Below are 24,724 nucleotides of genomic sequence, written 5' to 3' on the forward strand. Positions count from 1 at the left end.
AGAATGAAGAATATCATTGAAACGATTGCGAAGGCCGAGCGCGGACTTCTGGGCACCTGGGTCAAGATCCCTTCGCTCGAAACTGTCGAATTGCTGGGCCATGCCGGTTTCGACTTCGTCGTGATCGACATGGAACACGCGCCCCACACCCTCGAAACGGCATACAAGCTGGTTTTCGCCGCGCAGGCCGCTGGCCTTGCTGCACTGGTGCGCTTGCCGGATTGTAGCGGCTCGACCATCCAGCCTTTGCTGGACGGAGGGGCGGATGGCCTGTTGGTGCCCCGCGTGACAAGCCTTGAGGATGCCGAGAGCGTTACGAGGAAAATGGTCTTCAGCCCGGCAGGGGAACGGGGCCTGGGCACGACATCGCGTGCAGGCCGCTGGGGGCTGGGCGAAATGTCCGACTATCTCGATCGAGGTGACAATCAATGCTTGCGGATGGTCCAGCTCGAAGATTGGAAGAACCTGGAGATGGCGGCAGAATATGCTGCGCTCGAAAACGTGAACGGCATTTTCATCGGTCACGGCGATTTGATGCTTTCCAGCGGCAAGCCATCGGCTGATCCCGAAGTCCGGGCGCTTACCAAGCAAGTGCTGGACGTGACACGGCGAGCCGGGATTGTTTCAGGAGCCGCAGCTGGAACGCCGGAGGAGGCAAAGCTCTATCTTGAAATGGGTTTCTCGCTGGTGATGGTGAGCAACGATGCGACGATCTTCGGCAGCGCCGCTAGAGAAGCGGTGCGGCGTGCGGCTCCCCCGGCAATCACCTGACGATGGGTTTGCTGACTGGTGAGATGCATTGCAATTCGGGGATGGTGCCGGTTGAAGGATTCGAACCCTCGGCCTGATGATTACAAATCAACTGCTCTACCAACTGAGCTAAACCGGCTTACCAATCGGACGATGGCCAATCGGGCGATGGCCCCTTTGTCCGAAACGCTTCGCAATGGCAAGTGGGTGCAGCTGTTCTTTGCGGCAAATCGCGCGAAAGTGCCGTTTGAAACCAAGTTGCGTTTGTGCTTCTATCGATGTGGGGCGAAGCAGGAGCATTGAATGGATTCCCGTACCCAGGACCACCTGATTTTCGAGGCGCATCGCAAGTCCACCGGCGTCAGCTACCTGCTGTGGTTCTTCTTCGGATTTCTTGGTGCACACCGGTTTTATATCGGGCGCACGCGCAGTGGGATCGTGCAGTTGCTGATGTGCCTTTCGGTGATCGGCATCATCCCGCTGGCGTTCTGGTGGCTGATAGACGCCTTCCTGATCCCGGACTTGGTGAGGGATGAAAACCTGGAAACCATTCGCAAGCTGGGCGCGCGTGAGCCGATGGCGCCGGAGCCACAGCTTGCCAAGCCCGCGCAGCCCGCCGCTTCTTTCGATCCGAGGGTGGAGGAAATTCGCGAGATGCGCCGCCGCTAGGGCAAGAGGCTCACGCCACGCCGAAGGTCCACCCCTCCGTTTGCGCGACCTGCGCTGTCATGGCAGCGGGAGCCCACAGCGCCGGATTGTCTGCCACCGTGCGCAGCCAGGCGGATGTCACCAGAGCATCGCTGGCGTGATCGTCTATCGCGCCCTTCGCGGCAATCGGCGGGCTGCCCAGATTGATCAGCGCTGCGTTCAATTCCTCAAACGTGCGCATTTTTGCGCGCGACGCGGTGCGACCGGCGGTGATCGCGGCAAGCGAGGTGTAGATCTCCACGATTACCGAGCCTTTGGCGGGCAGCGGATCGATGGGCCACACGGGCAGATGTCCGCGCAGGGCATGCAACATGCGCATGCCCGTGAGGCTGGATTTCCCGACCTGCGCCGCACCAACAAGGTTGAAGTTTGAATAGGGTTTGCAGCCAAGCTTCGCTTGTTCGATCTCTGTCACGCGGAAGCGGCCACGCCCACCGCCGAACCGCGCCCCCTCTCTCCCACCGTGACGCCGGAAATAGGCGCTGGCATCGGGATGATCGACAAAGCTGCTGGCGGCCAGATGTGGGTCATCAAGGCATATCCGTTCGATCATCTGCCACAGGCTGCGCGCGTCGGATGGGCTTTCGTGCCAGCCGGGAAAGAAGCTGCCGCAATCCACGAAGGGCAGCGATATGCCAAGGTCCAGACCAACCAGCGTTGCAGGCGGCAGATCGTCACGCAGCAGTGCCAGAACCTCTTGCCTGCTCCACCCCTTTTCGCGCTTCACCAGAACGGGCGCGCCGCCCTTCGCATCGGCAATCGCCATGGCGATCGCCTTGTGCCGGGGGCCGACCGCGCCTGACCAATCAATGGCGACGAAATGGCTGAACCGCGTCAATCCCGCTCGGCTCTCAGCTTGTTCCAGTAATCCAGACGCTTGGAAATCTCCCGCTCGAACCCGCGCTCCACAGGTGCGTAATAGGTTTGCGGCTGCATTTCGGCTGGCCAGTAATTATCGCCGGAAAAGCCTTCCTCCGCATCGTGATCATAGGTGTAGCCCTTGCCGTAGCCGACGTCCTTCATCAGCTTGGTTGGCGCGTTCACGATGTTCATCGGTGGCATCAGGCTGCCCGTTTCCCTGGCGCTTTTGAAGGCGGATTTCTGCGCCTTGTAAACGGCATTGGATTTGGGAGCGGTCGCGACATAAAGGCACGCTTGCACCAGGGCAAGCTCGCCCTCCGGACTGCCGAGGAACTGGTACGCATCCTTGGCGGCCATGCATTGGGTCAACGCCTGCGGATCGGCAAGGCCGATATCCTCCACCGCCATGCGGATCAGGCGCCGGGCAACGAACAGCGGTTCTTCTCCCGCCACCAGCATGCGCGCCATGTAATAGAGCGCAGCCTGCGGATCAGAGCCGCGCACGGCCTTGTGAAGGGCGGAGATCAGATTGTAATGCCCTTCGCGATCCTTGTCATACACGGCCACGCGGCGTTGCAAGAATTGCCCCAAGGCAGCAGGATCCAGCGGTTCCTCGATCTTGGCGGCGTAGAGCGTTTCCGCCTGGTTAAGCAGGAAGCGTCCGTCTCCATCGGCCGATGCGATCAGGGCTTCGCGCGCCGGCTGGGTTACGGGTAGGGGGCCTTCCAGCTCCTCTGCACGGTCCAGCAGGCGGCCAAGCGCCTCTGCATCAAGGCGGTGCAGGATCAGCACCTGCGCACGGCTGAGCAATGCGGCGTTGAGCTCGAACGAGGGGTTTTCCGTGGTCGCGCCAACCAGCGTCACCAGGCCGCGTTCGACAAACGGCAGGAAGCCATCCTGCTGCGCGCGATTGAACCGATGAATCTCGTCCACGAACAGCAGGGTTCGCTGGCCCGCCTGCTGCGCCTTTTCGGCGGCGGCGAAGGCCTTTTTCAAATCCGCAACGCCGCTGAACACGGCGCTGACAGCCTCGTACCGCATGCCCACGGCGGCTGCCAGCAGGCGCGCGATACTGGTTTTGCCAGTACCCGGCGGACCCCATAATATCGTGCTGGAAAGCTTTCCGGCGGCCACCATCCGGCCAATCGCGCCCTCCGGACCGGTGATGTGCTCCTGCCCAATAATCTCGGCAAGGGTGCGGGGACGAAGGCGATCTGCCAGCGGAGCGTCATCGCTCACCACTTCGGGTGCGGATTGCGGTGTATCATCGGCAAAGAGATCGGCCATACCCGCCTATGTAGCGCCTCTGCCTGCGCGAAGTAGGGCGCGCGGCAAATTTTTCACCGGCTCTTGTTAAGATAGCACTAAGATATATCTTAAGCGCGTGGGATATATTGGAGAGCACGGATGAGCAAGAACGACGCAAAACCCCCCAAGCCGCCGAAACCGCCCAAGGCACCCAAGCCGGGCAACGCGCGCCGACGTGGCGCGAAGGGCGAAATCGTGGAGCCTGAGGGTATCGAAGGCCAGATTGACGAATATCATGAGGGCGAGGACTTTAACGTCGATATCGACGTGGAGATTGACGACACTGAAGAGGATGAGGGCATGGGTAATCGCGGATCACACCGCTATCGCCGCCGTGCCTATCGCAGCAATGATCTGTTCGGTGCAGAGGGCCTGTTCGGCCAGGATGGCCCGTTTGGCACGGGCGGCCCCTTCGGCCCCGATGGCCCCTTCGGCAAGGATGGACCTTTCGGAAAGGACGGCATGTTCGGACCCGGCGGCTTGTTCGCCAAGAGCGGCAAGGCCCGGCGTAGAGAGCATGTGCAGCCTCATGGCGGGGATGCCCCGCGCAGGCGTCGCCTGTTCGGGCCGGGCGAGTTGCGTCTCGTCCTGCTGGCCATGTTGGCAGAGGAGCCGCGCCACGGTTATGAGCTGATAAAGGCGCTGGAAGAGATGACGGCGGGTTCCTATTCGCCCAGTCCCGGCACCATTTATCCCACATTGCAAATGCTGGCCGACGAGGGCGTCATCGCCGAAAAGACCAGCGACGATGCAAGGAAGCTGTTCCAGGCGACCAAGTCCGGCCTTGGCGAATTGCAGGACCGGCAGGATGAGCTGGAAGAATTGTGGGCACGTTTGGGCCGCAAGCGGGAACGCGCACGTCCAACTGGTTCAGCAGAGCTTTTCCGCGCCATGGGCAACCTTGGTTCGGTGCTGACAAATAAGGCATCGAAAGGCGGGTTGAAAGATATGGACAAGGACAAGGTCGTCGACCTGATCGACGAACTGGCACGCAAGATAGAGCGCCTGTAGCATTGTGAACTATTTCCTGTTGCGTTGATTTATGTTATTAAACATCGCAACAGGGAGTTTGCGAATGGCCATCATGGAACGGCGTACACCATGGCATTTCTGGCTGGTGACCATATTGGCGCTGCTGTTTTACGGTGGCGGCTCTTATAACTACTTGATGATGCAGTCAGATAATGCTGCGTATCTTGAAAGTTACACACCCGAACAACTCGCCTATTTCGAAACTGCGCCGATATGGTTCGATGCCGCGTGGGCCATTGGCGTATGGTTCGCGCTGCTTGGCGCGCTGCTGATGCTGCTGAAAAGCCGGTTCGCGGTTTCAGCCTTGCTGCTGGGGTTGGTGGGATTTGCCATAGCAACGCTGCACCAGTTTTCTGGCGCGGCGCCTGCCAGCATGACCACTGGACTGGGCATGATCTCAACGATTGTGCTGGGCGTCATCCAGGTGGCAATCTTCGTATACGCGATGGCCATGGCGCGCAAACGCGTTTTACGCTGATTTCGCTTTGGCTTCGTCCCGGCGCTGCTCAATCAAACGCAGATAGGTATCGGCCACCGCGCCGTTGATCGTATCCCAGTCGAATGCATCGGCACGCTTTGCGCCCGCTCTTCCGTGCGATTGCCGCAGTTCCGGATCGGCGGAATAGGCGGCAAGCTTGTCCGAATAGGCGGCGATGTCGCGCGGGGGTACCAGATATCCGGTCTCCCCATCGATCACCAGGCTTGATGCGCCTGTTGCATCCGCTGCCACCACCGGCACGCCGCAGGCCATCGCCTCCAGCGTTACATTGCCGAATGTCTCTGTAACAGAAGGGTTCAGCAGTACATCCATGCTGGCCACCGCACGGCCAAGATCCTTGCCCTGCTGGAATCCGATGAACTTCGCCTCCGGCACCTTGTCCGCGAAAAAGTCCTTCGCCGGTCCTTCGCCGATTACCAGAACCTGATGCGCGACATTGCGCCGGCGCAATTCCACCATCGTTTCTGCAAAGATATCGATGCCCTTTTCCAGCACCAGCCGGCCCAGAAAGCCCACCACCATATCGCCATCGGCAATGCCGAGGGATCGCCGCCATTCCAGATCGCGCTGCTGCGGTGTGAACACGCTGCGGTCCACCCCGCGGGACCATGTGCCGATATCATCGTGCATGCCCTGTTCGCGCAGCTCTGCAATCATGCTGGCCGATGGCGCGACGATCGCGTCGCATCGCTGATAGAACCGCCGCAGCAGGGCCACGAACAGCGGCTCCACAAAACCAAACCCATAATAGCGCGGATATGTTTCGAACCTTGTGTGGACGCTGGCCAGCACCGGTTTCCCCTGCGCACGCGCCCAGGTGAGGGCGCGGTGGCCGGCCACGTCGGGGCTGGATAGATGCACGATATTGGGATCGAACTCTGCAAGGTTTTCCTTAATCGGATCGCCAAGGCCGGTGGAAAACTGATATTCACCACGGCCCGGAATCGGCACCGAGGGCAGGCTCACAAGCTCTCCTGCAGGCTCAAACGCCGGGGTGTCGGTGGTGGGCGAATACACGCGCACCTGCGCGCCCTGGCGCAGCAGGTAATCCACCAGCCGGTTAAGCGCCTGGTTCGCCCCATCGCGGACGTAGTTGTAATTGCCACTAAACAGGGCCACGCGAAGGTCCGAACTTTTCATCGTTGCAGCCTTTAATGGAGGCGAGGCGGATTGGCGAGTGTCAGCACACGAAGTTGTCACGCTGAATGCAGAATGCCGCATGAAGCATAGTCGGCCACGGCCGGAACGGGGAAGCCCGGCGCGGCGTTGGGTGGGAATGGATATCAGCGAAATCGCCATCACCGCAGCCATGGCCAGTGGCTTTATCGCTATTCACCTGATGGTGCGCCGCCTGAATTTCCTGGATGCAACGCCGCGCAGTGGCTGGCTGTCTTTCGCAGGCGGTGTCGCGGTATCCTATGTGTTCCTGCACGTGCTGCCCGATATCGCCCTTCATCAGCGCGAATTTGCAGATGGCATGGGCGTGGGTGCCAAGGAAGCGGAGAGCATAATCTACTCCCTCACCCTTGCCGGCCTCGCGGTGTTTTACGGGCTGGAACGGGCCGTGAAGATGAGCCGTGGCGAAAGCCGCAAGGCGGGTGAGGGCGACAAGATGGGCAACCGGGTGCTCTACCTGCACCTTGTCACCTACGGCACGCTGAACGCGTTGATCGGCTATCTGCTGCTGCACCGGGAGGATGCCGGCGCATGGTCGCTGGGACTGTATTTCGTCGCGCTGGGGCTGCATTTCTTCACCGCCGATTTCGGCATGCGACAGGATCATCCCGAGGCTTATGACAGGCTGGGGCGCTGGGTGATCAGTGCAGCGGTGCTGGGCGGCTGGGTGCTGGGGCTGGTGGTTGATCTGTCCCCCGTGCTTGTCGGCTGTCTGTTCGCGTTCCTGGCGGGCGGCATCATCCTGAACGTCTTGAAGGAGGAACTGCCCGAGGAACGCCAGAGCTATTTCATGCCATTCGTGGTAGGCGTATTGCTATATGCCGGGCTGATCCTGGCAGAGCGCCACTGGGTTTGAGGCGCCGATGTCAGCAAGGCTTGCATGCATACTCGCAATATCGCTGAATTGCGCAGCCTGCTCTGGCGAGGCGCCGGAAAAGGCGGCGGGTGCAAAAATTCAGGAATCGCACGCGATTCCCACACGATTTCGCGGACTATGGGCGGAGATGCCTGCCGCCTGCCTCACCCATAATACGCGGCGCTATGAAATCAGCGCAATCCAGATAGATCGCGCCGATTTCTCAGGCCGGGTGGAGGGTGTGACCTTCTCCGAGACTGCGGCAGACGTTCACCTGTCCATGCCGAAGGGGGAGGCGCTTTTCCGCATAGAACTGGACGACGCCAACACCATGCGCGCGCATTATGGGCAGCGGGAAGAATTTATCCTTCGCCGCTGCCGTTAATATGCATCAATCCTGGTTGGAACGCTTGGCGCGCTTGCGCTCATGCGGATCGAGGTGGAGCTTGCGCAGACGGATGTTCTGAGGCGTGACTTCCACAATCTCGTCATCACCGATGTAGGCGATGGCCTGCTCCAGCGTCATCTTGCGCGGCGGGGTCAGGCGGATGCCCTCATCCTTGCCGCTGGCGCGGAAGTTGGTGAGCTGCTTGGATTTCAGCGGGTTCACTTCCAGATCGTCCGGCTTGGCATTCTCGCCGATGATCATGCCCTGATACAACTTTTCGCCCGGCGCGATGAACAATACGCCGCGCTCCTCGATGGTGTTCAGCGCGTAGGCCATGGCCTCACCCTGTTCCATGCTGATGAGAACGCCGTTCTGGCGACCGGAAATCTTGCCCTTGTAGGGGCCGTAGCTGTCGAACAGGCGGTTCATGATGCCCGTGCCGCGCGTGTCAGACAGGAATTCACCGTGATAGCCGATCAGGCCGCGGCTGGGCGCGATGAAGGTAAGGCGCGTCTTGCCGCCGCCGCTGGGGCGCATTTCGGTCATCTCGGCCTTGCGCTGCGCCATTTTCTCCACAACCGTGCCGGAGAATTCGTCGTCCACGTCAACAACGACGGTTTCGTACGGCTCCATCCGCTGGCCGTCCTCTTCCTTGTAGAGGACGCGCGGGCGGCTGATGGAAAGTTCAAAGCCTTCGCGGCGCATGGTTTCGATCAGAACGCCAAGCTGCAATTCGCCGCGGCCTGCCACTTCGAAGGCATCCTTGCCGGCGGCCTCTGTAATGCGGATGGCGACGTTGCCTTCAGCCTCACGCTCCAGGCGATCGCGGATCACGCGGCTCTGAACCTTGTCGCCTTCGCGGCCCGCATAGGGGCTGTCGTTCACGGCAAAGGTCATGGAGAGGGTGGGCGGATCGATGGGCGATGCGTGGATCGGCACGCTGACGTGCGGGGCGCACAGCGTGTTGGAAACGGTTGCATCCGTAAGGCCCGCGATGGCGACGATGTCGCCTGCCTTGGCGTGCAGCACGGGTTCGCGCTCCAGCCCGTTATAGGCGAAGACCTTGGTTGCGCGGCCGGATTCGACAAGGTTGCCGTTCACGTCCAGCGCCTTGATCGGCATGCCGGTTTCCAGGCGGCCGCTTTCGATGCGGCCCGTCAGGATACGGCCGAGGAACGCGTCACGGTCCAGCAGGGTGGCCAGCATGGCAAATTCGCCATCGGGATCGAGATCGGGTGCGGGCACGTGGCTGACGATCAGCTCGAAAAGCGGGATCAGGTCACCCTCGCGCGCGTCGATATCCTCGCTGGCATAGCCGGAGCGGCCGGAGGCGTAGAGCACGGGGAAATCCAGCTGCTCGTCATTCGCGTCAAGATTCACGAACAGGTCGAACACCTCGTCCAGAACTTCTGCGGCGCGGGCATCCTGGCGATCGATCTTGTTGACGACCACGATGGGCTTCAGGCCCAGGCCCAGCGCCTTGCCGGTAACGAACTTGGTCTGCGGCATCGGGCCTTCGGCGGCGTCCACCAGCAGGATAACGCCGTCCACCATGCTGAGGATGCGCTCCACCTCGGCGCCGAAGTCGGCGTGGCCGGGCGTGTCGACGATGTTGATGTGGTAGTTCTGCTGGCCACCGGGAGGCGCCCATTCCACGCTAGTGGGCTTGGCAAGAATGGTGATCCCGCGCTCCTGCTCCAGCTCGTTGGAATCCATGGCGCGTTCTTCCACGCGCTCATTCTCGCGGAAGGTGCCGGACTGGCGGAACAATTGATCGACAAGAGTGGTTTTGCCGTGGTCGACGTGGGCGATGATCGCCACGTTGCGAAGAGGGGCGGACATAATCTGTGGTTTCCTGGGCTGTGCGAATGCAGAGGGGCGGGCGCTCAATGCTGCACCTGCGAATTGGCGCGCCGATAGCCTAAGACTGGCTTCGCCGCAAGCGTATCTAGGAAGAGTTGCTTGACGTATACGTAAGATACCTCCATGTTGCGGAAATGCTACACAGGCGGTTTCTTCGGTAATCGGTGGTACCACGTTGATTGTACGAGGCCCCGCCAAGCTATAATAATACACTGCCTCGCAAGAAGGTCCTTGATAGCGATCGACATCACCGAAAGGGAGCGATCGGCTATCTTGGGAGAGATGGAGATTTTAATGACCAGCATTACCGCCGGCCCCGCCGGTTTTACGCGCAAGTGCCTTTGTGGTGTCGCAGCCATCGCGCTCGTCGCTCCTGTTTCCGCCTATGCTCAGGCACAGGTCGACACGGTCGAACCTGTTGACGAGCCGGAGATGGCGCAGGGCAACAGCATCGTCGTTACCGCCACGAAGCGCGAACAGACGCTGCAGGAAATTCCGGTTGCCGTTTCTGTCACCACGGCAGAGACGCTGGACCGCGAACAGATCCGCGATCTGAAGGATCTGCAGTCCATCGTTCCATCGCTCCGCGTTACGCAGCTGCAAAGCTCCGCCAACACCAACTTTATTATCCGCGGCTTCGGCAATGGTGCCAACAATGCGGGTATCGAACCTTCGGTCGGCGTGTTTATCGACAACGTCTATCGCAGCCGCTCCGCCTCCCAGATCAGCGATCTGCCCAATGTCAGCCGCATCGAAGTGCTGCGCGGGCCGCAGTCCACGCTGTTCGGCAAGAACGCCTCGGCGGGCATTATCTCGATGGTGACGTCCGAACCGTCCTTCAATCTCGAAGGCACGGCCGAAGTTTCCTACGGCAATTATGATGCCATGGTTGCCCGCGGATATATCACCGGCCCCCTGGGAGAAAATGTTGCAGCCAGCTTCGCCGCCGGCATCAACAAGCGCGACGGTTACAATTATGACCCCGCTTCGGACACCACGACGAACGAGCGTGATCGCTGGTTCGTGCGCGGACAGCTGCTGTTCGACAATGCCGAGAATTTCAGCGCCCGCATCATCGCCGATTATGACCGGATCAATGAAAACTGCTGCGGCGTTGTAAATATTCAGCCGTCTTCCTTCACCCAGGCCATCCAGGCCGTTGGCGGACAGGTAAACGCCCCGGCGGACGCCTTTGACGGGATCGTGTACAACAACTTCCCGTCCACCAACGATGTGAAGAACTACGGCCTCTCGGCGCAGCTCGATTATGATGTGAGTGATGACGTCGCGCTCACCTCCATCACATCCTACCGCGAAACGCGCGGCGATTTCGGCCAGGACGTGGATTTCACCTCCGGCGATCTGTTGCAGCGTTTTAACGAGCAGGCGCTGGATACCTTCACCCAGGAATTCCGTGTTAGCGGTGACTGGGATCGGATCAGCGCGCTGGCCGGTGTGTTCTACTTCAATGAATCCGTGATCGAAAACCAGACCGTGAACTACGGCCAGGATTTCCGTCCGTTCGCCAACGTGCTGACCACGCAATTGCTGGGCCAGTCACTGACGCAGGCCGAAGGGCTGATCGGCGCGCTTTCGGGCAATCCGGCGCAGTTCATCGGCACCTTCTTTGCACCCGGCAGAGTGGAGGGCGGCCAATTCACGCTCGACAACGAATCCGTGTCGCTGTTCTCGCAGGTCGATTTCGAGATTGTAGACGGCCTGACGCTGACGCTGGGCGGCAATTACACGATGGACGAGAAGACCGGCACGACCGATTACCAGTCGTTCGGCACCTTCTCCAACATCGATCTGGTGACCGTGGGCAACCGCGCCATCGTGGCGCAGGGCATTGCCAACCAGGTCGGCGCGGCATTGATGCTGGGCCGTCCAGCTACGCAGGCCGAAATTCAGGCTTTCGCCACTGGCATGAGCCCGGCTGGCGCAGCAGGTGCGGCGGCGTTCCCCACCATCCAGGCAGGCGTGCAGGCATTTGCGAATGCCAATGATGCAAACCCTGCTGTAAACCCGCTGTTGCAGGCGCAGGCGTTGCAGAACTTCCCGCGCTTCGTGAACATCCCCAACGTGGTGGAAAGCGGCAAGACGGATGACAAGGATTTCTCCTACACCGCGCGCCTTGCTTATGACATCAACCCGGACCTCAACATCTACGCAAGCTATGCGACAGGCTTCAAGGCAAGCTCCTTTGCCCTGAGCCGTGACAGTCGCCCGGCGCGCGCTGATGCGGCGGCCTTGGCTGCGGCGGGTCTGCTGCGCAACAACCAGACATTCGGCAGCCGCTTTGCCGGGCCGGAGGAATCGAAGGTTATCGAAGTTGGCCTGAAGGGCAACTGGGGTGACTATTCGGCAAACCTCACCGGTTTCCGTCAGGATATCGATGGCTTCCAGTCCAACGTCTTCACCGGCACGGGCTTCTTCCTGGCAAACGCCGGCAAGCAGCGCACCTATGGCGTGGAATTCGAAGGCACGGCCAACCCGGTCGATCCGCTGACGTTGAGCCTGGCTGTAACCTGGCTGGATCCAAGCTATGTCAGCTTCCCGCTGTCGCCCTTCGGAGACATTTCGGGCACGACCCCTGCGGGTATTCCTGAATGGTCCGTGGTGATCGGCGGCCAGTATGCGCAGCCGATGGGCAATGGCGATGAACTGATCCTGCGCTCCACCTATGCCTACGAATCCGAAGTGCAGATCGTGGATGGCCTGCCGGGCTTCCTTGACCGGACATTGCCCGACGGCGGTAAGGCTCAGGCGCTGGCCGCAGCCACGCCTTTTACCCGCCAGGTGGACGAGCTTTCGGCATCATTGACCTATGTCTTTGACGAGCCGGGCATCGAACTTTCGGTGTGGGGTCGTAACCTGCTGGACGATCGTTACTTCCTGTCGATCTTCGATTCCCCGGCACAACCGGGATCGATCTCCGCCTATCCGAACCAGCCGCGTACCTATGGCGCGACGGCAAAGGTCCGCTTCTAGACAGAAGCAGCTTGCGAAAAACGGGAAAGGGGGCCTTCGCGGCCCCCTTTTTTGTGTCCACAGCTTGCCATGCACGATGAATTGTGATGCTTTTCCAACAGTGAGGGATTTGCAAAGGGGGATTGAATTGTGCAATTTGCAGGCTTCTGGATCAGGGTCGGTGCCTATCTGATCGACGCCATACTCCTGGCGATATTCATCTATCTTTTTCAAAGCCTCACCGGCATCAACATGGGCGCCAGCTACAGCGCGAACATGGGGGATCTGTCCGCAGCAGGCGGGGAGGATGTTGCATCTCCGCTGGGCTCCGTCATCAGCTTCCTGATCTATCTTGTCTATTTCGCCGGACTGGAAAGTTCTGCCTGGCAGGCCACCGTGGGCAAGAAAGCCCTGGGCCTGATCGTGGTGGATACCAGCGGCAATCGCATTTCCTTCCTGCGCGCATTGGGCCGGTTTTTCGGGCGGCTACTTTCGGCCATCATTTTGATGATCGGCTACATCATGGTGGCGTTTACAGAAAAGAAGCAGGGCCTGCACGATAAGTTGGCCAGCACTTATGTGCTGAAGGGCCAGCCGGGCGAGTATTCGACAGCTGGCGTATTCGAATAACCGCGCTGAGATACGAGAGGGGCACGCAGCTGTAATGTCGAATTCTGTACTGGACTGGATGATCCTGCCGCTGCGGCGCTATGCCGATTTTCGCGGGCGCTCGCGGAGGGCGGAGTTCTGGTGGTGGACGCTGCTGTATTACATCATCACCGCCGTGCTGCTCGCTATCACGTTTTCCGGTTTTCCTTGGGAGGCGATAATCAATGAAAGCCTGGCCCCGGACTTGATTGAAGACGACCCGTTCGAGGTGTTTGGCGCTGGCCTGTGGGTCGGGGCGGGGCTCTATGGCCTGTTTTTCCTTGCCACATTCATTCCCAATCTGGCCGTCACCGTGCGCCGCCTGCATGATCGCGGAATGTCGGGGTGGTGGTATGGCGGATTGCTGATCGCGAGTTTTATTCCCGTCATCGATATGCTGGCGTTCTTTGGTTATATCGCCCTGTTCATCATCTGCATCCTGCCGGGGCAGGAGGGGGCGAACCGCTGGGGCCCTGATCCAAAGGACCCGTCGCAGGCCTCCGTCTTCGCTTAGAGCGAGCGCAGGGTCTGCGCCGGACGGGCCCGCAGCAGTGGCAGCGAGGCGGCCAGAGCAAAGGCCAGCACCAGCACCAGCCCGCCGCCCAGCACGGCAAGGATTTCCGCCCAATCGGGCAGCCAATCGAATTCGAACATTTGCACGATTACCAGCCACGCAACGCCCGTGCCCAGTGCCAGCGCAACGATGGCCAGAACGGCGGCCAGCAGCCCGAACTCTGCAAATTGCAAGGCCAGCAGTTGGCGGCGGCTGGCGCCCAGCACGCGCAGGATCACGGTGTCGTAAATCCGAGCGGCACGGGCGGCGGCAATCGCGCCCAGCAGCACGGCAATGCCCGCCAGCACCGCCACGGAAGCGGCGGCCAGGATAGCCAGCGATACCTGGTCCAGTATGGTGCGGGCTTCGGTCAGCAAGGGCCCGACCTCGATCACGCTGGAGGATGGAAAGGCCGTGACGAGGGTGCGCAGCAAGCCCTGTGCCGTGGTCCCTTCGGGAAGCTCTATCGTCGCAGCCAGATTGTGCGGCGCGTTCTCAAACGTGTTGGCGGAAAAGACCCAGACATTGTTGAAGCCAAGGCTCTCCCAATCGATGCGGCGGGTGTTTGCCACGCGGGCAGAGAACGCCACTCCCAGCACGTTGATGTCAATCCTGTCGCCAATGGAGATGCCGGCAGCCTCCGCCAGCTCCTCGTCAACGGATACCAGCGGTTCTCCGTCGTAGCCTTCATCCCACCATTCGCCTGATGTCACCACATTGCCTTCGGGCACGGTGTCCGAATAGGTGAGGCCGCGTTCGCCGCGCAGGCCCCATGTGCCCTCGCGCTCCTCCATCTCGTCCACGTGGGTCATGGCGTCTTCCGGGCCGAAGGCGGTGATCGCGCCGCGCAGGGTGGGCACGGTCTGCACCAAGGCATCGGGTGCGCTTTCGCTCACCAGGCTGCGGAACTGGTCCACCCCGTCACGTGGCACGTCCAGCACGAAATAGTCCGGGGCCTGCGCAGGCACGGATTGCCGGATATTGCCATCGAGGCTGGATTGCACCGCCGCCAGCAGCACGAATGCAGAAAGGCCAAAGCCCAGCGCGGTGACCAGCGATCCGGTCGCCGCTCCCGGTCGGTGGAGATTGGCCACGGCAGCGCGCAAGATCGGATCGGACGGGCGAGGGACGCGGGAGGCGGCCCAGCGGATCGCGCGGCCCAGCAGCGCCAGGAAACCCAGAATGGCGGCAGACCCGCCAAGGAACATCGCCGTCAGCAGCGGATTTGCCGAGCCTACCAGCGCCAGCGCCACGATGGCGGCAATGCCAAGCCCCACGGGCAGCGCCGCGCCGCGCCATTGCTGCGCCAGCGGGGAAACGCGCGAACGCATCAGCGCCATTGCCGGAAATTTCTTTGCGCGGGCAAGGGGAGGGGCCGCGAACACCAGCGCCACCAGCAGGCCGAACGCGGCAGCGCGCAGCAAGGCCAGCGGATCGAACACAAAGGCCGTGGAGACGGGCAACAAGGAGCCAAGCGCACCGGCAAGCAGCGGCGTGACCAGCACACCGGCCAGCAGGCCTGCCAGGGCACCGACAGAGGCAGCGATGCCGATTTCCAGCGCATAGATGCGATTGATGTCGCGCGATGTTGCACCCAGGATTTTCAGCGTGGCAATCGAATTGCGCCGCGCCTCAAGGTACGAATTCACCCCGCCGCCAATGCCGATCCCGGCAATCACCAACGCGGCCAGCCCTACGAGCGTCAGAAATTCGCCCATGCGGCTGACAAAGCGATCCGCGCCGGGGGAGGCACGGTTACGTGTGCGGATATCAAACGGACTGTCAGGAAAGGCTTCCTGCAATGCCTCTGCCGCTTCATCGGGATCCTGCTGACCGTCAAAGGCGACGCGGGTCTTGGTCTGGAACATGGCGCCGGGCGCCACCAGTCCGGCAGCTTCGGGCAGGCTGCTGGGCACGATAACCGTCTGGCCAAGGGCAAAGCCTTCGGAAAGCCGGTCCGGCTCCTCTGCAATGATGCCCGCCACGCTCACCTGCTCGGTGCCCAGCGAGAAGCTGTCTCCGGGCTCCACGCCCAGCCGCTCTGCCGCGCCGGCGGCGAGATATGCCTCGCCTTCCTGCGGTGCGCCTGCGGCGCTGCCATCCTGCAGCAAAAGCGTGCCGTACATGGGATAATTGTCTGCAACCGCCTTCATCTCCACCGGAACGGCAGCATCCGGCGTGGTGGCCATGGCCTGCAGGCGATAGCCGGGAGAGGTGGTGCCAAGCCCTTCCAGATAGGCCATTTCTGCGTCGCTGGGCATGCGCTGCCACAGCTCCACTTCCAGATCGCCGCCCAGGATCGCCTGCCCTTGGCCGTTCAATTCACCCTGAATGGCCGACGTCAGGCTGCCGATCGCCGCCAGGGCGCCCACGCCCAGGAAGAGGCACACCAGCAGCAGCCGCAGGCCGCGAAAGCCGCTGCCAAGGTCGCGCTTGGCGATGATCCAGGCCTGTCCCCAGCCCATGTGCTCAGGCAGCCCCGATCGTCTTTGTTTCGTCCGAAGCGATCTTTCCATCGCCCAGCGTCACCACGCGGTTGCACATATCGGCCAGGTGTTTGTCATGGGTTATGATAACCAGCGTGGCGCCGGTTTCCTCGCGTCGGCGGAACAGCACGTCCACCACGCTATCGCCGGTGCTGGCATCAAGATTGCCGGTAGGCTCATCGGCAAAGATCAGCGGCGGGCGCGGCGCGATGGCGCGGGCGATGGCCACGCGCTGCTGCTCTCCGCCGGAAAGCTGCGCCGGGTAATGGGTGAGGCGATGGCCAAGGCCGACCGATTCAAGTTCTTCCCCGGCACGGTCCCACGCGCCCTTGTTGCCCGAAAGCTCCATCGGCGTGGCCACGTTCTCTATCGCGGTCATGGTGGGCAGCAGGTGGAATGCCTGCAGCACGATGCCGATGCGCCCGCGCCGGGCCATGGCCAGCGCGTCCTCGTCCAGCGCGGTGAAATCTTCTCCCGCCACGATAAGAGAGCCGGACGTTGCCTGCTCCAACCCGGAAAGCACCGCCATCAGAGAGCTTTTCCCGCTGCCCGACGGGCCCAGCAGGGCCACCGTTTCGCCGGGCATCACTTCAAGATCGATCCCCCGCAGGATTTCAACCACGGCAGCACCTTCGCCAAGGGTAAGGCGCAGGTTTTTCGCGGCGATTACGGGATTTGCGATGTCGGAACTGGTCATAGGGCTTGTCACCGGGCGGCGATGACATAGCTATGGGTGATGAGCAAGCCAGTCCTAAGTCGGTGGCATAGCGCCATTCGCGCTTCGTCGATCACCATTCCTGCCGCGCTGGCCCTGTCCGCTTGCGCGGAAGAAGCGCCGGTAACGCCGCCGGAACCCACCGCCAGCACGGCATCGTCGGTGGAGGACCCCTTGCCCGTGATGGGGCCGGAACGTGTGATCCTGGGCTTTGGGGATAGCCTGATGGCGGGTTACCAGGTGGAAGAAGCGCAAGGCTATCCTGAAACGCTGGAGCGCGCCCTGCGCGGCAAGGGCATCAATGCCCGCGTGATCGATGCAGGCGTATCGGGCGATACCACCGCCGCCGGTGCGCAGCGCATCGCCTTCGTGCTGGATAACAACGCCGACAAGACGATAGACCTCGCCATTATCGAACTGGGCGGGAATGATCTGTTGCGCGGTATCCCGGTAGAGCAGACCCGCGCCAACCTCTCCGCCATTATCGAGGAAGTGCAATCGCGCGATATCCCGATCATCCTGATGGGCATGCGCGCGCCGCCCAATCTGGGCGCGGATTTCGTCGGCCAGTTTGACGGCATCTATACCGATCTTGCCAGCCAGTATGGCACCGCGCTGGTGCCGTTCTTTATGGAGCCACTGTTTCAAAACCCCGACCTGTTCCAGGGGGACCGCGTTCATCCCACCGCGCAGGGTATCGAGGAAATGGTGAATGCCACGGTGGACGATGTTGCGGCGGCTCTGCCGGAACAGACGGGGCCAGAAAAGACGGATTAAAGCCGTTCCACCGCGCCGCCGGTAACGCGCCAGACGGCGGCTTCTTCCAGTATCGCTTCGAACGGCGCAGGCTCCGTGCCTGTCAGCCACACCTGCGTGCCGCTGTCGCGCAGCCTTGCGAACAGCGCCTCCCTGCGCACGGGATCGAGATGCGCGGCCACTTCATCCAGCAAGAGCACGCCGGGCCGACCGCGCGCGGCCAGTTCCGCATGGGCCAGCGTAATAGCCACCAGCATGGCCTTTTGCTCGCCTGTCGAACACTCGGCGGCCGGCATGTCCTTGCCTGCCATGGTGACGCCAAGCTCGTCTCTATGCGGGCCGGACAAGGTGCGTTGGGCCGCGCGGTCCCGGCTGCGGTTCTCTCGCAACTGGGCGGCCAGATCGGCCTGCGTCAATGCGCCGCCGGGGCAGTATGACAGCAGGGGATGCGCGAAGGGTGCCTCAGGCAGTTCTGTCAGCCGCGCGGTGAGAGCGCCCACCAGCCGCGCGCGTCCCTGCGCCAGCCCGGCACCCACAAGTGCCATCTGCGTTTCGATGGAATCGAGCCAGGATGGGTCCGGCTCCATATCGTCAGACAACAGCTTGTTGCGTTCGCGCAAGGCCGCTTCATAGCGGCTGGCATTGCGCGCATGCTCCGGCTCCAGCGCCACGGCCAGCCTGTCCATATACCGCCGCCGCGTGCCTGCGCTTTCGGCAAACAGGCGGTCCATCGCCGGGGTCAGCCAGCCCACGGCCAGCCATTCGCCCAGGCTGATGGCACTGGCCTCCGCGCCGTTGACCTGCACGATCCGCCTGCCGGGGCGATCCGCCGCCATGCCCGTGCCCAGCTTCACAGGCTCCGCCTCGTCGCGCGTATCCAGGGTAACGCTGGCCGCGAAGCCGCCCTGTCCGGCGTGCCCCGCCATATCCGCCAGCGCGGCGCGGCGCATGCCCCTGCCGGGCGCGAACAGCGATAATGCCTCCAGAATATTGGTTTTGCCGGCGCCGTTTTCCCCCACCAACAGGTTCAGCTGGCGCGTGTGGTCCAGCTGCGTTCCGGCGTGGTTGCGGAAGGTGGAAAGGGTGATGCGATCAAGCGCCATGGTATCGCGCAAACCCTATGCGAGGGTGCGGCATCGCGCCACACTAAATCCCGATCCCATAGGTTGGTGAAAATCACCAAATATCGGTTTGGTTGTCAGGGAAACCTTTCTGCTTCGTGAACGGGAATGGCAGAATTCCGCCATTTTTCAAAACTGGCACACCCCATGCAATGTTTGCTGCATGGGACGAAACGGTTCCGAACTAACACAAGAGGGAAACAAAATGACTTTCACCAATGACTTCACCGCTCGCATCACCGCTGCCTTCTCCGCGATTGTGGTGACCACCACGATCCTCGTCAGCAGCTTCTCCACCCCCGGAGCCAGCGTCGTCACCAGCATCATTGCCTGACGCCGATCACCACCAACCGCAACCACAACACAGGAGAAAGATATGACCCATGAATTCCAGAGCAAGCTGATGGCCGCATTCGCCGCCGTCGCCGTGACCTTCACCCTGCTGACCAGCAGTTTTGCCAATCCCCATGCCACCACCGTTGCAGGTATCCTGGCATGAGCGATCTTGAGCGCAACAACAACGCAGTGCGCCCGTCGGGACAGAAGAAATTCCGCCTCGACCACGCCAATGGCAAGATCGCCGGAGTGTGCGGCGGTATCGCCAAATATATCGGAATGGACCCGCTGATCGTGCGGATCATCTTTGCCGTGGGTGCCGTTGCCGGCTTCGGCAGCTTTATTCTCATCTATCTCGCGATCTGGCTGCTGGCGGACTGACGCCGGCGGCCATTTCGCCAACTCCCTATCGGCTGTCGCGCGCCGCGAAGGGAGAGAAATCGGTGTCGGTATCGAAAATCTCGACACCTTCGCGCTCCTTGAGGAAGCCGACCACGCGATAAGTGACAGGTGTTAGCGCAGCTTCCCAGCCCACCTTCAACGCCCAGTTCGTCACCATCACCAGCAGCACATCGCTCGTCTCCCACACGCCCAGAAAGGCGATGGGGTAGAACAACAGGCTGTCGACGCCCTGGCCCACCAAGGTGGAACCGATGGTGCGCGTCCACAGCGCCTTGCCCCTGGTCCATACCTTCATTTTCGCCATGACATAGGAATTCACGAATTCCCCGGCCCAGAAGGCGGTGATGGACGCCAGCACGATGCGCGGCACCTGGCCGAATATCTGTTCATAGGCGTCCTGCCCGGTCCAGCTTTCGGAAGGGGGCAGGGCAACCACAACGAAGCTCATCACAGCCATGAACACCAGCGCGGCGAAGCCTGCCCAGATCACGCGGCGCGCGCGGGCATAGCCGTAAACCTCGGTCAGCACGTCTCCGATGACGTAGGAGAGTGGGAAAAACAGTATCCCCGCCCCGAAGGTAAAGCCCGCCACGGTAGAAAGCTTCGCCGCGCCGATAACATTCGACAGCACCAGCACCACGACGAAGGCGGCCATCACAAGGTCGAAATAGCGGAAACGCGGGTGGTCTGGCGGCGAATTTGTCATCGCCAAGGTGCTAGCGGCATTTGCGTGATCCGCAAATGCCGCTAAACGCCCCTGCAACGCGCCCATAGCTCAGCTGGATAGAGCACGGGACTTCTAATCCTGAGGCCGCAGGTTCGACTCCTGCTGGGCGCGCCAACTTTCTTGAAAGCCGCAGAAAACCGCTAAACCCAAAGGCCCATTGGGCTTTTGTTGATGAATTGGTCCTAGATCTGGTCCTAAGCGAGGATCGGAAATGACATCAAAACGGAAAGGTATCGAAGGCTTTCCATACCTTCGACAGCGCGGGCGAAGCTACGAAGTTCGCCTTCAGGTTCCACGCCCACTAAAAGCGGCAGTGGGAAAAGGGGAATTGAAGAAATCGCTCGGCGGCGATCTAGCCGCTGCGAAGCGGGCATACCACCGGACCGTCTCGGAGCTTCAAAAACCGATTGATAGAGCCAGAGGCGCATTTCCGCAGCTAGATGTAGCATCCCATATGCCACGAGAGCCGAGCTTGGATGACATAGAGATTTCATCATACCATCATTATTGCCGCATGGTTGAGTTGCAGCGTGGCAAGGTGGTTTCGCTTCAAGGGGAGACCCAATCGACCCGACAAGGACGGATTGCCAGCCTGGAAGAGACTTTGCTCTATCATGTGGACAGGGCGGAGGCCGAAGATTGGGGAATTATGGACATCCAAGCGCGCTGGAAGATCGAAGAGATGGGCTGGGTGCTCTCCGAAAAGTCGCCACGCTTCAAATACCTCTGCGAAATGCTTCTCCGCGCCCGCCTCGAAGCCTATCGCACCGAGCTTCGGAAGCTAAATGGCCATTTTGCGCCCGATCCTGAAGCGGACCCGCTGTTTGCCGCCAACCCCGAGAAAGACGCCAAGCTCGTAACTACCCTCGGCGACTTAAAAAAAGGGTTTGAAGCGGAGAAACATGAGCATTGGTCGCTATCGACGCGAAAGAATTACAAAATCATCTTCGCAGTTTTAGAGCAGATTTGTGGCTTTGATACTCCTGTTTCTGCTATTGATCGAGACTATTGTCGGGACATTGCCAAGCGGCTGGCAGGCTTGCCTGTCAACTATCAGAAGTCACCTCTCACTAGGGGACGGTCAGTAGCCGAAGCTATCGAGATTGCTCATTCCCACGAGATGAAGACAATCGCTCCGGCAACGATCAACAGCCATCTCGGCAAGCTCGGGGCGATTGTCCGTTACGGTCGTGACAAGGGCTGGATCGCAGGCAATCCTACGGCTGATTTGCAGGTTCCAGACCCCATCGACCCATCCGAAAAGCGTGATCCATTCACCATCGAGCAGTTGAACCTTGTTTTCGCCCGATCACCTTGGAGCGATAATGGTGTAAGCACCAAGGAGCGACCTTCACGATATTGGGCACCGTTGGCCGCCCTTTTTTCCGGGGCGCGCTTGACCGAGATTTGCGGTCAGCGTGTCGATGAGATGATCATTGAAGAAGGCATCCACGCCTTTCATTTTCGACATCGTCCCGACGACAGAGCGATCAAGAATGGTAAGAGTAGGAAGGTGCCAGTCCATCCAGAACTTTTGAGGCTCGGCTTTTGGGATTTCGTCGTTGAGGCGCAAACAGCAGGGCGCGAACACCTGTTTCCCGATGTGAAACCCGACAAGCTAGGAAAGTGGGGGGATCACACATCAAAATGGTTCTCTCGACAGGTGAAGTCCCTCGATCTTAAGGGGCGTAATCTGTCGTTTCATAGTTTCCGCCACAGTTTCGAGGATGCTCTACGACGAGCCGATTTGCACGACACGCCGATAGGCAATGCTCTCACAGGGAGGTGGACCGCAGGCGTGTCAAAGAGTTATGGATCGAAGTATCCGGTGGGGAAATTGCATCAGGCGCTGATTGAGGTGGGGTATCCGGGACTGATTTCACCAGAGCCGTGGTCGTAAGCTTCCCTAGCTCGCGTGATCGGCCGATTTCTCCCGTCTCTGCTGTAAACTGGGCGATATTTTCCCCTTGCGTTTTCGAGCACTTGAAAATCGGCTGTAAACCGAAATGAAGGTCTAACCGTGCAACGGGTTGCACTTTCCATCTAGTTTTGGAGAGTGATCGGATGGCGCTCAGGTTCAATATGCTGTTGCAAGACGAGGGTTACGATCCTCGCGAAGTGCGGTTGCTGCGTCACCAGCACGTGGCCAAAGACGGATTGACGCCTTATGCCCTCTGGCGAGACAGGCCGGGGGAGTTCGAGCGTTACCAGAGTGCGCAAAAATCCGACCGGAGCGCATACTTCGCCAGCCGTTATTGGGCCGCATTTGTCGTGCCTCCTGACGGCTCGACATTGTTCGTCGGGCTTTATGAGATTGGCGATTGTGCCCCGGTTGCAACTGACTGGATAGACCCGCTGATGCGGCAAACCTCGACGCAAATTGGCAGGGCGCTGGACATCTATCAGTTCGAGCGAGTTCCCGCGTTTGACCATTACGCTGGGAGAGTTCGGGTCGAGTGGGGCGACGGGACCAGAGCGTGGGCGCAACGGGCGAGCAATCGAAAGGGCGACAAGCCGGTGGTGGAGCTTGCTCGTGAGTTCCGAGAACCCGATTTCCCCGGCTTCACCAATTTCATCGGCAATTTCGGTGGGCTTCCCAGCTTACCGCAATCTTGGGTCATGGCATTATCCGCCGCGCGCGGTGTCTATTTGCTCACGTGCCCCCGCACATTTGAGCAGTATGTCGGTTCGGCTTGCGGCACTGAAGGCTTTTGGGGACGCTGGAAAGATTATGCGGTGACTGGCCATGGCGGTAACATTCGCCTCAAGAGCAGAGATGCCTCGGATTATCAGGTAAGCATCTTGGAAGTCGCCGGTTCCGCTGCGACCACGGAGCAAATCCTCGCGATGGAACAGCTATGGAAGCGCAAGCTTCAAAGCCGGGATATGGGGCTTAATGCCAACTAGGGGAGAAGGGCATGTCATTGCAGCGCGCACACAAGCAAGAAGATGTCGAGGATGTGATCTTGGAGGTTCTTGAACCGGGGCATGCGAGAACTACGCAGGAAATCTATGCAGCGGTTCGTCGCCGCCTCAATCTCACACCCGACGATTTGGAGCGAGCGAACAAGCGGGACGAAAGCAAGATCAATCAGATCATTGCTAATGCGCTTCAGGGCAAGCGCAGGCTATGCCGGAATGGATTAATCGTGCGAACTGGCGTGGGCGAGTTCAGGATTACCGAGGCTGGCTGCACTTACCTAGACAAACATCGGGCATCGGTCGCAGAAGGTTTAAAACTGCTCGACGGAATGTTCCTGGATACAAGCAGGGACTAGAGAAAGCTGGCTACCACGATGATAAGCAAGTCCTTCAGGGACAAAGAACATTCGTGGTCAAGCTTACGCAACAAGCATCAGACCGGCATCTGTGGCGCGCGACGGACATCCTGCGGAGCACGGTCGATGCTGGTGATCCGACCAAGCAGCGCCCTCTTCGGAAACTGTCGCTCCCTTGAGGTTCCGCTTAGTTTTTGGAGTTCTGGGGATACCATTGTCGTAAGGCTTCCCTCAAGGTGGGCCACCGAGCCATGAAGCTGTCGCTTGCGTTTGCGGTTAACTCGGTTACGAACGTAACGAGAACAGATTGGATGAAATATGAAATCCCTTGAACTTTGCGCAGGTGCGGGCGGGCAAGCCCTAGGATTAGAGCAAGCTGGCTTCGAGCACGTTGCGCTGGTCGAGAATGACGCGCATTGCTGCGCGACACTCCGTAAGAACAGACCAAGTTGGAATGTGATCGAGGATGACGTTCGATCCTTTAAAAAGGTCGCCAACGAGTATTCGGGGATCGAATTGGTCGCCGGTGGACTACCGTGCCCTCCTTTTTCCAAGGCTGGCAAACAGTTGGGAGAGAAAGACGAGAGAAACCTCTTTCCAGACGCACTTGAGATTATCGACACCATAAGACCTAAGGCGGTGATGATCGAAAACGTGCGCGGGTTCCTAGATGGAGCGTTCGAGGACTACCGCCGTGAATTGAAGTCGCAACTCGAAGGGATGGACTACGAAGTCGATTGGGACCTCTTGAATGCGTCAAAGTTCGGAGTTCCTCAGCTTCGGCCCCGTGTCATTATCGTTGCTATGCAGAGGCAATTGTGGCCTCATTTCCAATGGCCAAGCGGGTTGGAGAAGCCTCCTAAGACCGTCGGAGAGACGCTCTACAAGCTCATGTCGGCCAATGACTGGATCGGTGCGAAGGCATGGAAAGAGCGTGCGGATGATATTGCTCCAACAATTGTCGGCGGATCAAAAAAGCATGGTGGACCTGACCTCGGTCCAACTCGTGCAAAGGCCGCTTGGGCCACCCTCGGCGTGAACGGAAAAACCATTGCCGAAGAAGCGCCCGAGCGGGATTTTGTCGGCATGCCGCGTCTCACAGTTGAGATGGTTGCTCGTATCCAGGGCTTCCCTCCTCGATGGAACTTTGTGGGTCGTAAAACCGCTGCATATCGTCAGGTTGGCAACGCTTTCCCACCACCAGTTGCAAATGCCGTTGGCACAAAGATCCGTGAAGCAATTGAGGCAGCCGAACGCAAAGCCTTAAAGGCCGCTTGAGCCTTCCAAATTT

25 protein-coding genes, 2 tRNA genes and 1 pseudogene are annotated in these 24,724 nt (G+C 60.2%); 19 read left to right on the top strand and 9 right to left on the bottom strand.

All coding sequences use genetic code 11. The features are described 5' to 3' along the window. Positions 1-3: 3 nt before the first annotated feature. Positions 4-771, top strand: coding sequence for an HpcH/HpaI aldolase family protein (locus GRF63_RS05970; protein WP_160485015.1), 768 nt, complete (start codon positions 4-6; stop codon positions 769-771). A gap of 42 nt (positions 772-813) precedes the next feature. Here the strand turns inward: GRF63_RS05970 and GRF63_RS05975 are convergent. Next, a tRNA-Thr gene (locus GRF63_RS05975) sits at positions 814-889 on the bottom strand. 164 nt (positions 890-1,053) lie between these two features. Here GRF63_RS05975 and GRF63_RS05980 point away from each other — a divergent pair. After that, positions 1,054-1,419: a TM2 domain-containing protein gene (locus tag GRF63_RS05980; RefSeq protein WP_160485016.1), complete on the top strand. Its 366-nt coding sequence runs from the start codon at positions 1,054-1,056 to the stop codon at positions 1,417-1,419. Between the two features lie 10 nt (positions 1,420-1,429). On the opposite strand, the gene GRF63_RS05985 is transcribed toward GRF63_RS05980, so the two are convergent. Together GRF63_RS05985 and GRF63_RS05990 are read right to left on the bottom strand one after the other, a co-directional pair. Then, entirely contained in the window at positions 1,430-2,296 is an 867-nt protein-coding gene (locus GRF63_RS05985; RefSeq protein WP_160485017.1) for a hypothetical protein, read from the bottom strand. Next, complete coding sequence (locus tag GRF63_RS05990) at positions 2,293-3,606, bottom strand: replication-associated recombination protein A (protein WP_160485018.1); 1,314 nt, start codon at positions 3,604-3,606, stop codon at positions 2,293-2,295. The genes GRF63_RS05985 and GRF63_RS05990 overlap by 4 nt, the downstream gene beginning before the upstream one ends. A 120-nt stretch (positions 3,607-3,726) precedes the next feature. On the opposite strand from GRF63_RS05990, the gene GRF63_RS05995 reads away from it, so the two are divergent. Both GRF63_RS05995 and GRF63_RS06000 read left to right on the top strand, forming a co-directional pair. Next, the gene (locus tag GRF63_RS05995; protein ID WP_237392304.1) at positions 3,727-4,638 is read left to right on the top strand and encodes a PadR family transcriptional regulator; all 912 of its coding nucleotides are present in this window, start codon (positions 3,727-3,729) and stop codon (positions 4,636-4,638) included. Between the two features lie 64 nt (positions 4,639-4,702). Next, a complete protein-coding gene (locus tag GRF63_RS06000) occupies positions 4,703-5,137 on the top strand; it encodes a hypothetical protein (protein ID WP_160485019.1) in 435 nt (144 codons plus the stop codon). On the opposite strand, the gene GRF63_RS06005 is transcribed toward GRF63_RS06000, so the two are convergent. Next, on the bottom strand, positions 5,129-6,298 hold the full coding sequence (locus GRF63_RS06005; protein WP_160485020.1) for a glycosyltransferase family 4 protein: 1,170 nt from the start codon (positions 6,296-6,298) through the stop codon (positions 5,129-5,131). The two genes, GRF63_RS06000 and GRF63_RS06005, sit on opposite strands and share 9 nt — an antisense overlap. A 136-nt stretch (positions 6,299-6,434) precedes the next feature. Between GRF63_RS06005 and GRF63_RS06010 the strand changes: the two genes are divergently transcribed. Further along, positions 6,435-7,190, top strand: coding sequence for a hypothetical protein (locus tag GRF63_RS06010; RefSeq protein WP_160485021.1), 756 nt, complete (start codon positions 6,435-6,437; stop codon positions 7,188-7,190). 148 nt (positions 7,191-7,338) lie between these two features. Next, entirely contained in the window at positions 7,339-7,575 is a 237-nt protein-coding gene (locus tag GRF63_RS06015) for a hypothetical protein (protein WP_160485022.1), read from the top strand. 6 nt (positions 7,576-7,581) lie between these two features. Here GRF63_RS06015 and typA read toward each other — a convergent pair whose 3' ends face one another. Beyond that, the gene (typA, locus tag GRF63_RS06020; protein WP_160485023.1) at positions 7,582-9,420 is read right to left on the bottom strand and encodes a translational GTPase TypA; all 1,839 of its coding nucleotides are present in this window, start codon (positions 9,418-9,420) and stop codon (positions 7,582-7,584) included. Between the two features lie 315 nt (positions 9,421-9,735). On the opposite strand from typA, the gene GRF63_RS06025 reads away from it, so the two are divergent. The 3 genes from GRF63_RS06025 to GRF63_RS06035 all read left to right on the top strand — a co-directional run bounded on the left by GRF63_RS06025 (position 9,736) and on the right by GRF63_RS06035 (position 13,573). Then, positions 9,736-12,432: a TonB-dependent receptor gene (locus GRF63_RS06025; RefSeq protein ID WP_160485024.1), complete on the top strand. Its 2,697-nt coding sequence runs from the start codon at positions 9,736-9,738 to the stop codon at positions 12,430-12,432. A 129-nt stretch (positions 12,433-12,561) separates the two neighbouring features. Beyond that, entirely contained in the window at positions 12,562-13,041 is a 480-nt protein-coding gene (locus GRF63_RS06030) for an RDD family protein (protein WP_202131572.1), read from the top strand. Positions 13,042-13,075: 34 nt separating this feature from the next. Next, positions 13,076-13,573, top strand: coding sequence for a DUF805 domain-containing protein (locus tag GRF63_RS06035; protein WP_237392305.1), 498 nt, complete (start codon positions 13,076-13,078; stop codon positions 13,571-13,573). Here the strand turns inward: GRF63_RS06035 and GRF63_RS06040 are convergent. Together GRF63_RS06040 and GRF63_RS06045 are read right to left on the bottom strand one after the other, a co-directional pair. Continuing rightward, complete coding sequence (locus GRF63_RS06040; protein WP_160485025.1) at positions 13,570-16,077, bottom strand: ABC transporter permease; 2,508 nt, start codon at positions 16,075-16,077, stop codon at positions 13,570-13,572. The genes GRF63_RS06035 and GRF63_RS06040 overlap by 4 nt on opposite strands. Before the next feature lie 4 nt (positions 16,078-16,081). After that, the gene (locus GRF63_RS06045) at positions 16,082-16,795 is read right to left on the bottom strand and encodes an ABC transporter ATP-binding protein (protein WP_160485026.1); all 714 of its coding nucleotides are present in this window, start codon (positions 16,793-16,795) and stop codon (positions 16,082-16,084) included. 39 nt (positions 16,796-16,834) lie between these two features. On the opposite strand from GRF63_RS06045, the gene GRF63_RS06050 reads away from it, so the two are divergent. Further along, positions 16,835-17,590 (top strand): arylesterase, encoded by a 756-nt coding sequence (locus GRF63_RS06050; protein ID WP_160485027.1) that lies wholly within the window; start codon positions 16,835-16,837, stop codon positions 17,588-17,590. Here the strand turns inward: GRF63_RS06050 and recF are convergent. After that, positions 17,587-18,672 carry a DNA replication/repair protein RecF gene (gene recF, locus GRF63_RS06055; RefSeq protein ID WP_160485028.1) on the bottom strand — a complete coding sequence of 362 codons (1,086 nt, stop codon included), beginning with the start codon at positions 18,670-18,672 and terminating at the stop codon, positions 17,587-17,589. The genes GRF63_RS06050 and recF overlap by 4 nt on opposite strands. 223 nt (positions 18,673-18,895) lie before the next feature. Here recF and GRF63_RS16655 point away from each other — a divergent pair, with 223 nt between their 5' ends. From GRF63_RS16655 to GRF63_RS06060, 3 genes are read left to right on the top strand one after another with little or no spacing between them, the layout of a single operon-like run. After that, positions 18,896-19,024: a hypothetical protein gene (locus GRF63_RS16655; protein WP_272914647.1), complete on the top strand. Its 129-nt coding sequence runs from the start codon at positions 18,896-18,898 to the stop codon at positions 19,022-19,024. A gap of 42 nt (positions 19,025-19,066) precedes the next feature. Next, positions 19,067-19,189 carry a hypothetical protein gene (locus GRF63_RS16660; RefSeq protein WP_272914648.1) on the top strand — a complete coding sequence of 41 codons (123 nt, stop codon included), beginning with the start codon at positions 19,067-19,069 and terminating at the stop codon, positions 19,187-19,189. Further along, complete coding sequence (locus GRF63_RS06060) at positions 19,186-19,407, top strand: PspC domain-containing protein (protein ID WP_160485029.1); 222 nt, start codon at positions 19,186-19,188, stop codon at positions 19,405-19,407. The genes GRF63_RS16660 and GRF63_RS06060 overlap by 4 nt, the downstream gene beginning before the upstream one ends. 25 nt (positions 19,408-19,432) lie before the next feature. Here the strand turns inward: GRF63_RS06060 and GRF63_RS06065 are convergent, their stop codons facing one another. Further along, positions 19,433-20,134, bottom strand: coding sequence for a queuosine precursor transporter (locus GRF63_RS06065; RefSeq protein ID WP_160485030.1), 702 nt, complete (start codon positions 20,132-20,134; stop codon positions 19,433-19,435). Positions 20,135-20,192: 58 nt separating this feature from the next. Between GRF63_RS06065 and GRF63_RS06070 the strand changes: the two genes are divergently transcribed. From GRF63_RS06070 to GRF63_RS06090, 6 genes and pseudogenes are all read left to right on the top strand, one after another. Beyond that, positions 20,193-20,269 (top strand) — tRNA-Arg (locus GRF63_RS06070). A 97-nt stretch (positions 20,270-20,366) separates the two neighbouring features. Next, positions 20,367-20,564, top strand: a pseudogene (locus GRF63_RS16830) (DUF6538 domain-containing protein); the annotation flags it as partial. Positions 20,565-20,627: 63 nt separating this feature from the next. Further along, positions 20,628-22,055, top strand: coding sequence for a site-specific integrase (locus GRF63_RS06075; RefSeq protein ID WP_160485031.1), 1,428 nt, complete (start codon positions 20,628-20,630; stop codon positions 22,053-22,055). 182 nt (positions 22,056-22,237) lie between these two features. Further along, positions 22,238-23,062, top strand: a complete 825-nt coding sequence (locus GRF63_RS06080) for a GIY-YIG nuclease family protein (protein ID WP_237392306.1) — start codon at positions 22,238-22,240, stop codon at positions 23,060-23,062. 11 nt (positions 23,063-23,073) lie between these two features. After that, positions 23,074-23,433, top strand: a complete 360-nt coding sequence (locus GRF63_RS06085; protein ID WP_160485033.1) for a winged helix-turn-helix domain-containing protein — start codon at positions 23,074-23,076, stop codon at positions 23,431-23,433. A 318-nt stretch (positions 23,434-23,751) separates the two neighbouring features. Then, positions 23,752-24,711, top strand: a complete 960-nt coding sequence (locus tag GRF63_RS06090) for a DNA cytosine methyltransferase (RefSeq protein ID WP_160485034.1) — start codon at positions 23,752-23,754, stop codon at positions 24,709-24,711. The last annotated feature ends 13 nt before the right edge of the window (positions 24,712-24,724 follow it).

Source organism: Aurantiacibacter rhizosphaerae, from assembly GCF_009807005.1.
GTDB classification, from domain to species: domain Bacteria; phylum Pseudomonadota; class Alphaproteobacteria; order Sphingomonadales; family Sphingomonadaceae; genus Alteraurantiacibacter; species Alteraurantiacibacter rhizosphaerae.

Bases quoted from the DNA above. Each gene is read 5' to 3' on its own strand.
- GRF63_RS06080 (WP_237392306.1), top strand. From the start codon at position 22,238: ATGCTGTTGCAAGACGAGGGTTACGATCCTCGCGAAGTGCGGTTGCTG.
- GRF63_RS06000 (WP_160485019.1), top strand. From the start codon at position 4,703: ATGGCCATCATGGAACGGCGTACACCATGGCATTTCTGGCTGGTGACC.
- GRF63_RS05995 (WP_237392304.1), top strand. From the start codon at position 3,727: ATGAGCAAGAACGACGCAAAACCCCCCAAGCCGCCGAAACCGCCCAAG.
- GRF63_RS16660 (WP_272914648.1), top strand. From the start codon at position 19,067: ATGACCCATGAATTCCAGAGCAAGCTGATGGCCGCATTCGCCGCCGTC.
- GRF63_RS06015 (WP_160485022.1), top strand. From the start codon at position 7,339: ATGCCTGCCGCCTGCCTCACCCATAATACGCGGCGCTATGAAATCAGC.
- GRF63_RS16655 (WP_272914647.1), top strand. From the start codon at position 18,896: ATGACTTTCACCAATGACTTCACCGCTCGCATCACCGCTGCCTTCTCC.
- GRF63_RS06085 (WP_160485033.1), top strand. From the start codon at position 23,074: ATGTCATTGCAGCGCGCACACAAGCAAGAAGATGTCGAGGATGTGATC.
- GRF63_RS06005 (WP_160485020.1), bottom strand. From the start codon at position 6,298: ATGAAAAGTTCGGACCTTCGCGTGGCCCTGTTTAGTGGCAATTACAAC.
- GRF63_RS06040 (WP_160485025.1), bottom strand. From the start codon at position 16,077: ATGGGCTGGGGACAGGCCTGGATCATCGCCAAGCGCGACCTTGGCAGC.
- GRF63_RS06090 (WP_160485034.1), top strand. From the start codon at position 23,752: ATGAAATCCCTTGAACTTTGCGCAGGTGCGGGCGGGCAAGCCCTAGGA.
- GRF63_RS06050 (WP_160485027.1), top strand. From the start codon at position 16,835: ATGAGCAAGCCAGTCCTAAGTCGGTGGCATAGCGCCATTCGCGCTTCG.
- GRF63_RS06060 (WP_160485029.1), top strand. From the start codon at position 19,186: ATGAGCGATCTTGAGCGCAACAACAACGCAGTGCGCCCGTCGGGACAG.
- GRF63_RS05980 (WP_160485016.1), top strand. From the start codon at position 1,054: ATGGATTCCCGTACCCAGGACCACCTGATTTTCGAGGCGCATCGCAAG.
- GRF63_RS06010 (WP_160485021.1), top strand. From the start codon at position 6,435: ATGGATATCAGCGAAATCGCCATCACCGCAGCCATGGCCAGTGGCTTT.
- recF (WP_160485028.1), bottom strand. From the start codon at position 18,672: ATGGCGCTTGATCGCATCACCCTTTCCACCTTCCGCAACCACGCCGGA.
- GRF63_RS06025 (WP_160485024.1), top strand. From the start codon at position 9,736: ATGACCAGCATTACCGCCGGCCCCGCCGGTTTTACGCGCAAGTGCCTT.
- typA (WP_160485023.1), bottom strand. From the start codon at position 9,420: ATGTCCGCCCCTCTTCGCAACGTGGCGATCATCGCCCACGTCGACCAC.
- GRF63_RS05990 (WP_160485018.1), bottom strand. From the start codon at position 3,606: ATGGCCGATCTCTTTGCCGATGATACACCGCAATCCGCACCCGAAGTG.
- GRF63_RS06045 (WP_160485026.1), bottom strand. From the start codon at position 16,795: ATGACCAGTTCCGACATCGCAAATCCCGTAATCGCCGCGAAAAACCTG.
- GRF63_RS06035 (WP_237392305.1), top strand. From the start codon at position 13,076: ATGTCGAATTCTGTACTGGACTGGATGATCCTGCCGCTGCGGCGCTAT.
- GRF63_RS06065 (WP_160485030.1), bottom strand. From the start codon at position 20,134: ATGACAAATTCGCCGCCAGACCACCCGCGTTTCCGCTATTTCGACCTT.
- GRF63_RS05970 (WP_160485015.1), top strand. From the start codon at position 4: ATGAAGAATATCATTGAAACGATTGCGAAGGCCGAGCGCGGACTTCTG.